13 protein-coding genes are annotated in these 14,131 nt (G+C 30.1%); 11 read left to right on the top strand and 2 right to left on the bottom strand.

Annotated features, from left to right (window positions below):
• Window positions 1–318: 318 nt before the first annotated feature.
• Window positions 319–654, top strand: coding sequence for a DUF2325 domain-containing protein (locus RDX53_RS05205; RefSeq protein ID WP_195928968.1), 336 nt, complete (start codon window positions 319–321; stop codon window positions 652–654).
• Window positions 655–883: 229 nt separating this feature from the next.
• Here RDX53_RS05205 and RDX53_RS05200 read toward each other — a convergent pair whose 3' ends face one another.
• On the bottom strand, window positions 884–1,291 hold the full coding sequence (locus RDX53_RS05200) for a hypothetical protein (protein WP_195928970.1): 408 nt from the start codon (window positions 1,289–1,291) through the stop codon (window positions 884–886).
• A 278-nt stretch (window positions 1,292–1,569) separates the two neighbouring features.
• Here RDX53_RS05200 and RDX53_RS05195 point away from each other — a divergent pair, with 278 nt between their 5' ends.
• From RDX53_RS05195 to RDX53_RS05150, 10 genes are all read left to right on the top strand, one after another.
• Complete coding sequence (locus RDX53_RS05195; protein ID WP_195928972.1) at window positions 1,570–2,370, top strand: EFR1 family ferrodoxin; 801 nt, start codon at window positions 1,570–1,572, stop codon at window positions 2,368–2,370.
• Between the two features lie 301 nt (window positions 2,371–2,671).
• The gene (locus tag RDX53_RS05190) at window positions 2,672–3,163 is read left to right on the top strand and encodes a methylated-DNA--[protein]-cysteine S-methyltransferase (protein WP_195928974.1); all 492 of its coding nucleotides are present in this window, start codon (window positions 2,672–2,674) and stop codon (window positions 3,161–3,163) included.
• Between the two features lie 112 nt (window positions 3,164–3,275).
• A complete protein-coding gene (locus RDX53_RS05185) occupies window positions 3,276–4,109 on the top strand; it encodes a deoxyribonuclease IV (RefSeq protein WP_195928976.1) in 834 nt (277 codons plus the stop codon).
• A gap of 288 nt (window positions 4,110–4,397) precedes the next feature.
• A complete protein-coding gene (locus tag RDX53_RS05180) occupies window positions 4,398–4,967 on the top strand; it encodes a glycerol-3-phosphate responsive antiterminator (RefSeq protein ID WP_195928978.1) in 570 nt (189 codons plus the stop codon).
• 141 nt (window positions 4,968–5,108) lie between these two features.
• Window positions 5,109–6,626 (top strand): glycerol kinase GlpK, encoded by a 1,518-nt coding sequence (gene glpK, locus RDX53_RS05175; RefSeq protein ID WP_307993781.1) that lies wholly within the window; start codon window positions 5,109–5,111, stop codon window positions 6,624–6,626.
• Between the two features lie 83 nt (window positions 6,627–6,709).
• The gene (locus tag RDX53_RS05170) at window positions 6,710–7,423 is read left to right on the top strand and encodes an MIP/aquaporin family protein (RefSeq protein ID WP_195928982.1); all 714 of its coding nucleotides are present in this window, start codon (window positions 6,710–6,712) and stop codon (window positions 7,421–7,423) included.
• Window positions 7,424–7,704: 281 nt separating this feature from the next.
• On the top strand, window positions 7,705–9,141 hold the full coding sequence (locus RDX53_RS05165) for an NAD(P)/FAD-dependent oxidoreductase (protein ID WP_295676322.1): 1,437 nt from the start codon (window positions 7,705–7,707) through the stop codon (window positions 9,139–9,141).
• A gap of 13 nt (window positions 9,142–9,154) precedes the next feature.
• Window positions 9,155–10,414, top strand: coding sequence for an NAD(P)/FAD-dependent oxidoreductase (locus tag RDX53_RS05160; protein WP_295676320.1), 1,260 nt, complete (start codon window positions 9,155–9,157; stop codon window positions 10,412–10,414).
• Window positions 10,415–10,416: 2 nt separating this feature from the next.
• On the top strand, window positions 10,417–10,803 hold the full coding sequence (locus RDX53_RS05155; RefSeq protein WP_295573097.1) for a DUF1667 domain-containing protein: 387 nt from the start codon (window positions 10,417–10,419) through the stop codon (window positions 10,801–10,803).
• A gap of 268 nt (window positions 10,804–11,071) precedes the next feature.
• The gene (locus RDX53_RS05150; RefSeq protein WP_307993780.1) at window positions 11,072–12,568 is read left to right on the top strand and encodes a metallophosphoesterase family protein; all 1,497 of its coding nucleotides are present in this window, start codon (window positions 11,072–11,074) and stop codon (window positions 12,566–12,568) included.
• Between the two features lie 156 nt (window positions 12,569–12,724).
• Here RDX53_RS05150 and RDX53_RS05145 read toward each other — a convergent pair whose 3' ends face one another.
• Window positions 12,725–14,125, bottom strand: coding sequence for an NAD(P)/FAD-dependent oxidoreductase (locus tag RDX53_RS05145; protein WP_295676315.1), 1,401 nt, complete (start codon window positions 14,123–14,125; stop codon window positions 12,725–12,727).
• Between the last annotated feature and the right edge of the window lie 6 nt (window positions 14,126–14,131).

Here is a 14,131-nt window from a genome sequence, read left to right as displayed (position 1 = left end):
CCAACCTATTAACTTAAGCAACGGAATCTTTGATTCGTTGGCGCCATGAGCGAAGTGAATTTTAAGCAACGGAATCTTTGATTCGTTGGCGCTATGAACGAAGTGGATTTTTTGATTTCAATTACTTTCAAGATAATAGAAGTTAAGGTGTAATTGATAAATATTATCAATTATGGTTGACTTTTTGTAAAAGGTATTATAATATAATATTATATTATAATGATAATCAATATCATTTGTTTGACAAATAGAAATAAATAAACTAGAATTAAATTATCATAATGATAACGAGAATAAATAAAAGGGGTTGGAACGAATATGAGTTTAGTAGTAGTTGGTGGAAATGAAAGAATGAAAAGAGACTATATACAGTTAGCGAAAAATAGGGGATATAAAGCTAAGGTAGTTTTAAATATGTCGTCAAAAGTTAAGAGGTCGATTGGAAGTCCAGATGCAATAGTTATATTTACTTCAACAGTGTCACATAAACTAATGGCATCAGTAGAAACTCAAGCTAAAAAACAAGATATTCCTATAATAAGAAATAAAAACAATAGCAAATTTGCTTTTGAACAATCTCTAGATTTAGTAGACGAATGTACAGGTGTTTGTAGAGTTTGTAAAAATAAAAATTGTATAATGAAACATCAATAAACATATTACATATAAAGTTTAACATCAAAAGGATATTTATTTAAGAATATTATTTTATAAAAGATAATAACCAAATATTGATATAGGTAATATCAAAATATTACTATAAAAATTCATAAATTTAGGCTATAATATATATAGTAAAAAAATGGTTATAGAAAGTCATTAGGGTATAACCAAAAAAATCTCAGGATTCCTAGTCCCCTGAGATTTTTTTTATGAAAATATATTATTCAACGTAATGCTTAATTCCATATTGCAAAATTTTTGCATCAATTCCTAAAAATCTAGCATACAACCAAACAGCAGGACTGCGTAACCTACCTTGTGAACATCCAATTAATATTCTTAATTTTTTATTATTAGATATCTCTAGTAATTTTCTTTTTATAAACTGCCTATTTTTAAAGAGTCCATAAAAAACGATAATTCCAGCTAGATATAGATGTTTATGTAGTAGTTGATGTTGTGCTATATTTATTACAGGAACATTATGTTGTAGTAAAGTTGTAGAATTAAATTCTTCGGAGGATCTAACATCAACTGTTTGATTGTAATTATCATTATTTAAATCAGTAAATATGTCTTCTCCACAAAAGAGAAGTAGGATTTTATCTAAATTTAATATATTTGACAAATGAGCCTCCTTTCAATTAATTACATAATCGATTATATTTATTATACATCAAAATTAATTAATTCTATTATAATAAAATAAAAGGGATTATTAAATTTATGTTAAATTAATCCTAATAAATGATAATTATTATTAGGAGAGAAAAAAAGTATATATGCTATAATAAATTTAGGCAATTATATTATATAAAATTATAGTTTAAAAATTTTAGAACAATGAATAGAGAAGTTTCACTTATAGGAGTAGAGGATACTTTACAGGTTAGGGGGAATAGACATATGATATTTTATTACTCGGGGACCGGAAATTCTTTATGGGTAGCTAAAGAATTAGGTAAATATCAAAATGAGATGTTGATAGATATAGCTAGAGAAATGCAAAAAAATCAAGAAGAATATGTTTACGATTTAGGAAGAAAAGAAAAAATAGGATTTGTATTTCCCACATATTCATGGGCACCACCCCAAATAGTTGAAAATTTTATAAAAAAAGTAAAATTTAATGGATATAGACAACATTACCTATTTTCTGTATATACTTGTGGTACTGATACAGGATGTATGTCAAAGTACTTAGATAATATGTTTAAAGATAAAAAGATGGAAATATACTATACAACATTTATAAAAATGCCAGAGAATTTTATAACTATGTTTGATTTGGATTCAACTCTTTTAAGAAATAGAAAATTAGAAGAAGCTCAAAAAAGCATAGTTAGGATAAATGAACAGATTAAAGATAGACAACTGCATGCATTTGATAAAGATAAATACACCATAATGGATTATTTTAAAACATATATAGTAAAAAGATTATTTTATATTTGCTGTATGGGAACATCAAAGTTTAATGTTGATAGCAAATGTAACTCATGTGGCCTTTGTGTTAAAGTTTGCCCATATAAAAATATAGAATTGTATAAAGGAAGACCAATGTGGTCACAACACTGCACAAAGTGTATGGCGTGTATCTGTAGATGTCCTCAAGAAGCAATACAATATGGAAAAGGTACAAGGAAAAAGGGAAGATATTATAATCCGTTGTTGAAACAAGAAAATGAAAATAGTGAACAAGTATAGGATTTGTTAAGGAAAGATATTTATAAATAAAAAGCAACTTAGTAGTTGCTTTTTTATTTTTAAGGAAATTATATATTATTTGGTTTGTGGAAAATATATAATTTCCAACCTATCAACTAAATCAACGGAATCTCTGATTCGTTGGCGATATGAGTGAAGCGAATTTTTGTTTTGTAAAAATATTATGTGGTGATTTATTTTGTATCAAAATATATAATAAATAAATATAGAAAATGAACACAGGACAATAATTTTGTTACAATTTAAGAAATAATGGGTAGAATAAAGAGGAGGGATTTGAATGGATAAATTATTTTTTTATGATACGGAGTTAGGAAGACTAGGTATAAGAGATAATAGCCAAAATATAACAAATTTATATTTTGAATCAGAAAATATATCTAGAGACGACGTAATTATAGAAGAAAGTGATTTAACCAAACTGGCTTACACTCAAATAAGAGAATATCTAGATGGTCAAAGAAAGGTATTTGATTTGCCCCTTCATCCAAATGGGACAGAGTTTCAGATAAAAGTATGGAAGGCATTAACTGAAATACCTTATGGCGAAACTAGGTCTTATAAAGATATAGCCATTTCTATTGGAAATGAAAAGGCATGTAGAGCTGTAGGTATGGCTAATAATAAAAATCCAATTCCTATAATAATTCCATGTCACAGAGTTATAGGAGCAAATAAAAAATTAGTAGGATATGCAGGTGGATTAGATTTAAAGGAAAGGCTTTTAGATCTAGAAGGTATATCAGTACAAAAAAATAAAGTTAATAAGTAAAAGAAATCAAATTTTAATAAAAATATTAAATTAAATAAGATATATATAAATAGTAGAGGAGGATATCAATGGATTGTTGTAAAATTAACAAAAATCTATTGAAATTAAATTTATGTTAAATATAGGATGTCATTTATCAGTCTCAAAAGGATTTGAAAATATGGGAAAAGAAGCCCTAACAATAGATGCAAATACGTTTCAATTTTTTACAAGAAATCCAAGAGGAGGAAAAGCAAAACAATTAGATCAAAATGATATAAATAAATTTTTAAATTTAGCAAAAGAAAATAATTTTGTTCAATTATTAGCACATGCGCCATATACTTTAAATGCTTGTGCAGCGGATGAAAGTAAAAGGGAGTTTGCAGTAAATACATTTATAGATGATTTAAAAAGATTAGAACTAACTCCAAACAACTTATATAATTTCCACCCAGGAAGTCATGTTAAACAAGGAGCAGATGTAGGTATAAAATATATAACAGATATGTTAAATCAAGCACTTACAAAAGAACAAACAACAACAGTTCTTCTTGAAACTATGTCAGGAAAAGGAACGGAAGTAGGGCGTAATTTTGAAGAATTAAAAGCTATAATAGATGGAGTAGAATTAGATGAAAAACTAGGTGTATGCTTGGATACATGCCATGTATTTGATGCAGGATATGATATAGTAAATGACTTAGATGGAGTACTAGAAAGATTTGATAATCTTATAGGATTAGATAGATTAAAAGCAATACATCTAAATGATAGTTTAAATTCTTGTGGTAGTCATAAAGATAGACATGCTAGAATTGGTGAAGGTCAAATTGGGCTTGATGCTATAGTTAGAATTATAAATCACGATGCATTAAAACATCTACCATTTTTATTAGAAACACCTAATGAACTAGATGGATATGCTAGAGAAATAGAACTTCTAAAAAGTAAGTATAATGGATAAAAAAACACTATAACGGTTGACTTTGTATACTAAAAACTATTAAAAATATATTTATCAAAAAAAGTGGCGTTAAAAAAATATCAAATGTTGTGTCATGCAAATTGATGTGATACTATCTAAGTATAAATGGTAAATATTACATGTGAGATGTTGAGAGCGATATTAAAAAAGGCAGACCTGTCTTTACTTAGTATTGCTCTTTTTATTGACATATGAATTTAGGGGTATTTTAGTAATACTAATTAGTATCTAAATTAAGAAATAAGTAGTATACAGAGGGAGTTTTAAATGGATATTAGATTTTATAATGAAATAGAAAGCAATCCAATAATAGCAGCAGTAAAAGATATGGATGGATTACATAAGGCTGTAAAAATAGATTCAATAAGAATCATATTTATTTTATTTGGTGACGTCTGTAATATAGCACAAATAGTAGACGAAATTAAAGAAAATAATAAAGTTGCAATGGTACATATTGATTTAATTGTGGGGTTAAGTGCAAAAGATATATCTGTTGATTTTATAAAGAAAAACACTAAAGCAGATGGAATAATAACTACGAAGCCTAATTTAATTAAAAGGGCAAAAGAATTATCATTATACACAGTTTTAAGATTTTTCTTAATCGATTCTATGGCTTTGGAAAACGTTTTTAAATCACAAAACAACGTAAATCCAGATATAATAGAAATTTTGCCAGGAGTAATGCCAAAAATAATAAAAAGAATTTCAAAACAAATAAAATGTCCACTTATTGCTGGGGGATTAATCACAGACAAAGAAGATATAATGGATGCACTTTCATCAGGAGCTGTATGTGTATCTTCAACAAATCAGGACACTTGGAAAATGTAGTAGAATATCAAAGAGGCACAAAGGTATGAGGACAGACATTAATTTAGGGATATTATATATGACTATTTAAGTACAACTAGTCTATATAATTATATATATTTTTATTTATAATGTATAAGGTTTAGAAGGAGGATTTTGAATATGTCTAAATATGTAATGGCGCTTGATGCAGGTACAACTAGTAACAGATGTATTATTTTTAATGAAAAAGGAGAAATGTGCAGTGTAGCACAAAAAGAATTTACTCAATACTTTCCAAAACCAGGTTGGGTTGAACATGATGCAAATGAAATATGGTCATCTCAATTAGGTGTAGCTGTTGAAGCTATGGCTAAATTGGGAATAGGTGCAGATGATATAGCAGCTATAGGTATAACAAATCAAAGGGAAACAACTGTAGTTTGGGACAAAAATACAGGAGAACCAGTATATCACGCAATAGTTTGGCAGTGTAGAAGAACTTCAGAATACTGTGATACTTTAAAAGATAAAGGATTAACAGATAAATTTAGAGAAAAAACAGGTCTTATAATAGATGCATATTTCTCAGGAACAAAATTAAAATGGATACTAGATAATATTGAAGGTGTAAGAGAAAGAGCTGAAAAAGGAGAATTATTATTTGGTACTGTTGAAACTTGGTTAATATGGAAATTAACTAAAGGTAAATCTCATGTAACAGATTACTCTAATGCATCTCGTACATTATTATTTAACATAAAAGATCTAACTTGGGATAAAGAAATATTAGAAGAATTAAACATACCAGAATGCATGTTACCAGAACCAAAACCATCAAGCTGTATATATGGATATAGCGATGCGTCATTCTTTGGTAAAGAAATACCTATTGCAGGGGCAGCAGGAGACCAACAAGCAGCATTATTCGGTCAAACTTGCTTTAATCCAGGTGAAGCGAAAAATACATATGGAACTGGATGCTTTATGTTGATGAATACAGGAGAAACTCCAGTTTATTCTAAAAATGGATTAGTAACAACTATAGCATGGGGCTTAGATGGAAAAGTTAATTATGCTTTAGAAGGTTCTATATTCGTTGCAGGGGCATCTATACAATGGTTAAGAGATGAACTTAGAATAATAGATTCTGCTCCAGATTCAGAATATATGGCTAAAAAAGTTAAAGATACTAATGGTTGCTACGTAGTACCTGCATTTACAGGTTTAGGTGCGCCTCATTGGGATCAATATGCAAGAGGAACAATAGTAGGTTTAACTCGTGGAGTTAACAAATACCATATAATAAGAGCTACATTAGAATCATTAGCTTATCAAGTAAATGATGTATTACAAGCTATGAAAGCTGACTCAGGAATTGACTTAGCTGCACTTAAAGTAGATGGTGGTGCTAGTGCCAATGATTTCTTAATGCAATTCCAATCAGATATAATAAATGCACCAGTTAAAAGACCTTGTTGTGTAGAAACTACAGCTATGGGTGCTGCATATTTAGCAGGTTTAGCAGTAGGATACTGGGGTAGTAAAGAAGACGTAATTAAAAACTGGGCAATAGATAAAGTGTTTACTCCAGCTATGGATGGAGAAGATAGAGAAGAAAAAATCAAAGGATGGAACAAAGCAGTTAAATGCTCATTTGGATGGGCTAAAGAAGATGAAGAAGCAACTTCAGAAGCATAGAAATACTTACGAAATTTGAAAAATACCAATGATAAGAATTAAAATTAAATAATATGAGTTAAAATAAGAAGGGGGAATATGTTATGTTAGCATATATAGCAGAATTTTTAGGTACTATGATTCTTATAATTTTAGGGTGTGGAGTTGTTGCCAATGTAAACCTAAATAAATCAGGTATGAAAGGTGCAGGACCTATCCAAATAACATTAGGTTGGGGGCTTGCAGTTATGATTCCCGCATATATTTTTGGTGCAGCATCAGGCGCTCACTTTAATCCAGCATTAACAATAGCACTAGCTTTAGATGGCACAATTTCTTGGTCAGTAGTTCCAGGATATATAATTGCTCAATTTGCAGGAGCATTTTTAGGTGCTTGCTTAGTATATGTATTATTTAAAGGTCAATTTGATGCAACAGAAGACGGCCCAACAAAAAGAGGGGTATTCTGTACAGCACCATCAATAGAAGACAAACCTTTAAACTTCTTAAGCGAAATTATAGGGACTTTTATTTTAGTATTTGCAATTAAAGGTATCAGTAATGTAGCAGGAGCAGGAGATATAGGACTAGGGAACATATTTGTATTTGGTATAATCGTTTCAGTAGGTATGTCATTAGGTGGTTTAACAGGATATGCTATCAACCCAGCTCGTGATATCGGACCAAGACTTGCACATGCATTATTACCAATCGAAGGTAAATGCGACTCTGGTTGGGGATATGCAATAGTTCCATTATTAGGACCAATAGTTGGTGCTATCATAGCTGTATTAGTATATGGAGCAATTCCATGGTAGAATAACACTGTTAAAAAGATATCGTGGAAAAATATTACAATTATGTTGTAATAAAAATTAATTTAAAGTATTATATAAGTGAGGAACTTTTGTAGCTTATACAAAAGTTGCTCATCTAGTTTATAAGAATAAAGAAAACGTATTCAAATGTAAAATTAAATATTAAGACTAGAGAATAGAGATAAAGTCAAGGAAATTAAAAGCCTATTAACGTAGGTTTTAATTTTCTTGGCTTTTTTAATACATACGAAAATTAATATTTAAAAAGGAGAATGGATTATATGTATGATGTAGTAATAATAGGAGCTGGTGTTTCAGGGAGTGCATCAGCAAGAGAATTATCAAGATATAAAGTAAATGCTTGTGTTATAGAAAAAACAGAAGATGTGTGTTCAGGAACATCAAAAGCAAATAGTGGGATTGTTCATGCTGGATTCGATGCTCCAGAAGGTTCATTAATGGCAAAACTAAATGTAGAAGGAAATTTAATGATGGAGGAGTTATCTAAAGAATTAGATTTTCCGTTTAAAAAGAATGGATCTTTAGTAATTTGCCTATCAGAAGAAGATATGCCAAAGTTAAAAGAGTTATATGACAGAGGGATAAGAAATGGAGTTAAAGAATTAAAAATATTAAATAAAGAAGAAGTTTTAGAATTGGAACCTAATATAACAGACGATGTTTACGCTGCATTGTATGCTCCTACTGGTGGTATTGTATGTCCTTTTGGTCTTAATATAGCACTTGCAGAAAATGCAAATACAAACGGTATAGAATTTAGATTTAATACAGAAGCTCAGGATATAGAAAAGATAGATGGTGGATTTATAATTAAAACAAATCAAGGGGATATAAAAACAAAATATATAGTTAATGCAGCAGGAGTTTATGCAGACAAGTTCCACAACATGGTAAGCCAAAATAAAATAAATATAACAGCAAGAAAAGGTGAATATTGCTTATTAGATAAGACTGCAGGAAATCATGTTTCAAGAACAATATTCGCACTTCCAGGAAAAATGGGAAAAGGTGTATTAGTTTCTCCAACAGCTCATGGAAACTTAATAGTAGGGCCTACATCAACTGATATAGATGATAAGGAAGGAGTTAATACAACTAGAGAGGGATTAGATACAGTTATAGGAAAATCATCAATGAATGTTAAAAATATTCCTATGCGACAAGTAATAACATCATTCTCAGGGCTTAGAGCTCATGAAGATAACCACGAATTTATAATAAAAGAGCTTGAGGATGCAAAAGGATTTATAGATTGTGCTGGAATAGAATCACCAGGATTAACAAGTTCTCCAGCAATAGGAAAAATGGTAGCAGATATATTAAAAGAAAAATTAAACTTAGAAGAAAACCCTAATTTTATAGGAACTAGAAAAGGAATACTTGACCCAAATACATTGAGTTTAGAAGAAAGAAACCAATTAATAAAAGAACAACCTGCATATGGAAATATAATTTGTAGATGTGAAATGATTACAGAAGGTGAAATTATAGATGCAATACGTAGACCTTTAGGTGCAAAATCATTAGACGGAGTAAAAAGAAGAACTAGAGCAGGGATGGGACGTTGCCAAGCAGGATTCTGTTCACCAAAGACTATGGAAATATTAGAAAGAGAGTTGAGTATTTCTATGTTTGATATAACAAAGGCCGGTGGAGAGTCAAATATGGTACTTGGTTTAGTTAAAGATTCAATATAAGGGGTGAATGAGGATGAAAAATTATGATCTTGTAGTAGTTGGCGGAGGACCAGCAGGGCTTGCAGCAGCAATAGCAGCAAAAGAAAATAAAATAGATTCAATATTAATATTAGAAAGAGATAACGAATTAGGGGGAATATTAAATCAATGTATTCACAATGGTTTTGGACTTCATACTTTTAAAGAAGAACTAACAGGACCAGAATATGCAGATAGATTTATTCAAAGAGCGAAAGAACTAAACATAGAGTATAAATTAAACACTATGGTTATGGATATAGATAGCAATAAAACAGTAACAGCAATGAATAGAGAAGAAGGATTATTTACAATAGATGCAAAATCAGTAATTCTTGCAATGGGATGTAGAGAAAGACCAAGAGGTGCATTAAACATACCTGGATACAGACCAGCAGGGATTTATTCAGCAGGAACAGCACAAAGATTAGTAAATATCGAAGGATTTCTTCCAGGACGAGAAGTAGTAATACTAGGTTCTGGGGATATAGGACTAATAATGGCTAGAAGAATGACATTAGAAGGAGCAGATGTTAAAGTAGTTGCAGAACTTATGCCTTATTCAGGTGGATTAAAGAGAAATATCGTACAATGCCTAGATGACAATGATATTCCTCTAAAATTAAGCCATACAGTAGTAGATATAAAAGGTAGAGAAAGAGTAGAAGGAATAACTATTGCAGAAGTTAAAGATGGAAAACCAGTTGAAGGAACAGAAGAATTCTATTCTTGTGATACATTATTATTATCTTGTGGACTTATACCAGAAAATGAACTATCTCGTGAAATGGGAGTAGAAATAAACCCTATAACAAATGGACCATGTGTAAATGAAAGCTTAGAAGCTAGTGTTGATGGTGTGTTTGCTTGTGGTAATGTGTTACATGTTCATGATTTAGTTGACTTTGTTTCACAAGAGGCAGCAACAGCAGGTAAAAATGCAGCTAAATATATACTTCAAGGAAAGAAAGAATCTAAAAAAACAATAGAGATAAAAGCAGTTGATGGAGTTAGATACACAGTTCCAAAAACTATAAACGTAGAGAATATGGATGATGAATTAACTGTACGTTTTAGAGTAGGGAATGTATTTAAAAATGCCTATATATCAACTTACTTTAATGATGAAAGAGTTGGGCACAAAAAACGTAGAGTTATGGCACCAGGAGAGATGGAACAAGTTGTTCTTAAAAAAGAAGAACTTGAAAACTTTACAAATTTAGATGATATAACTATAAGAATTGAGGAGGCTTAATTATGGGAGCTGTAGAAGTGAGTAATAAAATCGAATTGATTTGTATAGGATGCCCTTTAGGCTGCAATTTAACTGTTGATATGGATGGTTCAGAAGTTGTTGAAGTAAAAGGAAACACTTGTAAAAAGGGAAAAGAATACGCAGTAAAAGAAGTAACAAATCCAACAAGAATAGTTACTTCTATTGTAAGAGTTAAAAATGGAAATATAGCAGTAGTTTCGGTTAAAACTAAAGAAGATATTCCAAAAGCAAAAATACACGACTGTATAAAAGCGCTTAAAGATGTAGAAGTTGAAGCGCCTATAAAAATAGGTGATGTATTGGTATCAAATATTGCTGGAACAGGTGTGGATATTGTAGCAACTAGAAATATAAGAAAAAAACAATAGAGATTTAGAATAAATAGTGTTAGAACATAATATCTAACACTATTTTTTTGATACAAAATAAATAGCTATATGAATAAAAATTCGACTTGAATAAAATACTATAATTGAAGTTTATTAGAAATATTAAGAGAATGTTAAGTTAATTAAGTACATTTTAAATCTATCTTAAGTTTGTTGAATACTTTATAACTTGGATTTATACTTAATTACATCATAACAAAGTAGTATATATTGATAATATTACAACTGAAAAGGGTGAGTCATAAATATGAAAAGAAGAAATTATCTTATATCAATAATTATTGCAGTTATGATAATTACATCATCTACAAATGTATTTGCTGTAGACAATAATAGCTGGACAGATGCGACAAAAACATCACAAGGCCAGAGTGAAAAGTGGAGTGAATGGTGTGACAAATGGGAAAAAATAAAAAACTCTCCAACACAAATGTCATTATCACCAGGTAGTGATGAAACACAACTGAATTTTGCATGGTATTCAAAAACATGTGAAATAAAGCCGAACTTGAAAATAAGTGATAATCCAGAAATGAAAAATTCTACAGCATTACAAGTCACAACAACAAATGCAACAGAAGGATTCAAAAGCAATAAAGCAACAGCAACAGATTTAAAACCAAATACTAGATATTATTATAGCTATACAATCAATGGGAAATGGACAAAACCAACACTATACCAAACTAAAAACTCCAAGAGATATAGTTTTGCTTTTGTTGGAGATCCACAAATAGGTGCATCATGGAGATGTATGCCAAAGGATTTGAGCGAAGATGAAATCCAGGATAGAGCAGTTAGAAACGACAGCTTTAACTGGAATAATACTATCGAAAGCATTATAAAAAGAGATTGTAACATAAGTTTTATAATATCATCAGGAGACCAAATACAATCGAGAGATAAAGGTAAATCTAATGCTTTATACAATAAAAATGAAATTGAATATTCAGGGTATTTAAGCCCATCACTATTAAAATCAATGCCTGTAGCAACTACGATTGGAAATCATGATTCACCAAGTGGTAACTATTCATACCACTTTAATACTCCAAACCAAAGCGGACTAGGACAGACAACAGCAGGCAGTGATTATTATTATAGATATGGAAATACTTTATTTATAATATTAAATAGCAATAGTAAAAAATTTTCTGAGCACAAAGAATTTATAGAAAATGCAATAAAACTAAACGAAGATGCCACATGGAGAGTAGTATCAATGCACCACGATATATATGGCTCTGGAGAACATTCTAGCTCACCTAAATTAACTAGAATGAGATATAAAATCGTACCAATATTAGAAGCAAATAATATAGATGTTGTATTAACAGGGCATGACCACATATATTCAAGATCATATATATTAAAAGGTGCAAAGCTGGATGAATCATCTATGATTACTGAAAAAGACTATGAAAAATATACAAATGGAGAAAAAGAAAAAAATGAACAATATGAAAATTATATGAGGTCTATAGAAAACGATTATGCAGTAACAAATAAATCATTTATGGTAGTTAAAAAGCCTAAAGGAGTTTTATATCTTACTGCTGATTCATCTACAGGAAGTAAGTATTATAATTTATCAGAAAAACAAGAAGCCTATATAGCATCAAGATGGCAGGAAAGTGTGCCAACGTATTCAATAATAGATGTCACAAATAAAACATTTACAATAAATACTTATAGAACTGATAATAATAAAAAAATAGATTCATCATTTACAATAAAAAAATAAATTTAAAAGCAATTATCTAAAAGACTTATAAATTTAAAAAGATGCATGTGAGATAAATATTTATCATGCATCTTTTTTATTATTTAAAGCAACAGACAAAGTCGTTGGCATTATGAACGAAGTGAATTTTTCCTATATATTAAAAAATCCATATTTCTATTTATTTAACTTTGAAAGTATGCTATTTGCGACGCTAAGTCCATTGGCAGATGCTTGTTGTAACCCTCTAGTAACAGACGCACCATCTCCCATAGCACGAAGATTTTTAACACTTGTTTCAAAATCTTTATTTACAATTACTTTATTAGAGTAAAATTTGACCTCAACTCCATAGAGTAGAGTTTCATCACTTGCAATGCCGGGAGTAACTTTATCCAATGCTAAAATCATTTCTTTTATATCGACCATTATTCTATGAGGTATAACTAAAGATAAATCACCAGGGACTGCATCTTTAAGTGTAGGAATTAAGTTATTTCTACAAAGTCTTTTTTCTGTAGTTCTTCTTCCTCTTTGAAAATCACCAAAAGTTTGGACTAATATCTTGCCATCACATAACATATTGCTAAGTTGAGCGATTTGCTTACCGTATTCTATCGGTGTTTTAAATGGTTTAGTAAAGTTTTTAGATACTAATAGTGCGAAGTTTGTGTTGTTAGTTTTAAATTCTTTTGATTTATATGCGTGACCATTTACAACAGCTAGCCCATCTTCATAATATTCAGTAGCGACTTCACCTGATGGATTAGTACAAAATGTTCTAACCTTATCGTCAAATGTAGGCGTATAGTATACCAATTTAGCCTCATATAGGTTTTTGTTTAGAAATTCCATAACTTCATCCCTAACTTCAACACGAACACCAATATCTACAGTACCTACTTGTGTCTCTATATTGTGTTTTTTACATATGTTTGAGAACCATTCAGAGCCTTCACGTCCAATTGCGCTTACGATTTCATCACCGAAAAATTCACGCCCATCATCTAAGACAACTCCTTTTGCCGTATTATCTTCTATGATTATATCTTCAACCATAGTATTAAATATAATATCTATTCCAGATGATAATAGATGGTCTTGAAGTTTTGAATAAATTTTATAACCTTCTTCAGTGCCGAGATGTCTTATAGGACATTCAATTAACTTTAAGTTAGCAGTGATAGCTTTTTTTCTTATTTCTATAATTTCCTTTTCTTTATCAACTCCATATACCTTAGTATCAGCTCCAAATTTTAAGTATATATCATCAGATTCCTTAATAAGTTCGATAGCTTTATCATATCCTAATATTTCTGGAAGGTTGCCCCCGACATCTGGTGATAAAGATAATTTACCGTCAGAAAAAGCACCTGCCCCTGCAAACCCAGTAGTTATTGAACATGGTTTACAACCAACACATTTCTTAGTTTTACGTTTAGGGCAATTTCTTTTTTCGATAGGTCTGCCTTTTTCAATCATTAATATATTTAGATCTTTATTATTTTCTATTAGTTTATAAGCGCAGAATATCCCAGAAGGACCTGCACCTATAATAATCACGTCATATTTTTTCATAGAAAA

The sequence above is a fragment of the uncultured Intestinibacter sp. genome (genome assembly GCF_902468165.1).
Taxonomy (GTDB): Bacteria; Bacillota; Clostridia; order Peptostreptococcales; family Peptostreptococcaceae; genus Intestinibacter.
The sequence above is the reverse complement of the archived record's forward strand: the minus strand, read 5'-3'. Positions and strand labels throughout refer to the sequence as shown.

Excerpts from the sequence above, each read along its gene's own strand:
- RDX53_RS05180 (WP_195928978.1), top strand. The coding sequence starts at position 4,398 with ATGGATATTAGATTTTATAATGAAATAGAAAGCAATCCAATAATAGCA.
- RDX53_RS05190 (WP_195928974.1), top strand. The coding sequence starts at position 2,672 with ATGGATAAATTATTTTTTTATGATACGGAGTTAGGAAGACTAGGTATA.
- RDX53_RS05185 (WP_195928976.1), top strand. The coding sequence starts at position 3,276 with ATGTTAAATATAGGATGTCATTTATCAGTCTCAAAAGGATTTGAAAAT.
- RDX53_RS05160 (WP_295676320.1), top strand. The coding sequence starts at position 9,155 with ATGAAAAATTATGATCTTGTAGTAGTTGGCGGAGGACCAGCAGGGCTT.
- RDX53_RS05165 (WP_295676322.1), top strand. The coding sequence starts at position 7,705 with ATGTATGATGTAGTAATAATAGGAGCTGGTGTTTCAGGGAGTGCATCA.
- RDX53_RS05150 (WP_307993780.1), top strand. The coding sequence starts at position 11,072 with ATGAAAAGAAGAAATTATCTTATATCAATAATTATTGCAGTTATGATA.
- RDX53_RS05145 (WP_295676315.1), bottom strand. The coding sequence starts at position 14,125 with ATGAAAAAATATGACGTGATTATTATAGGTGCAGGTCCTTCTGGGATA.
- RDX53_RS05155 (WP_295573097.1), top strand. The coding sequence starts at position 10,417 with ATGGGAGCTGTAGAAGTGAGTAATAAAATCGAATTGATTTGTATAGGA.
- RDX53_RS05195 (WP_195928972.1), top strand. The coding sequence starts at position 1,570 with ATGATATTTTATTACTCGGGGACCGGAAATTCTTTATGGGTAGCTAAA.
- RDX53_RS05205 (WP_195928968.1), top strand. The coding sequence starts at position 319 with ATGAGTTTAGTAGTAGTTGGTGGAAATGAAAGAATGAAAAGAGACTAT.
- RDX53_RS05170 (WP_195928982.1), top strand. The coding sequence starts at position 6,710 with ATGTTAGCATATATAGCAGAATTTTTAGGTACTATGATTCTTATAATT.
- glpK (WP_307993781.1), top strand. The coding sequence starts at position 5,109 with ATGTCTAAATATGTAATGGCGCTTGATGCAGGTACAACTAGTAACAGA.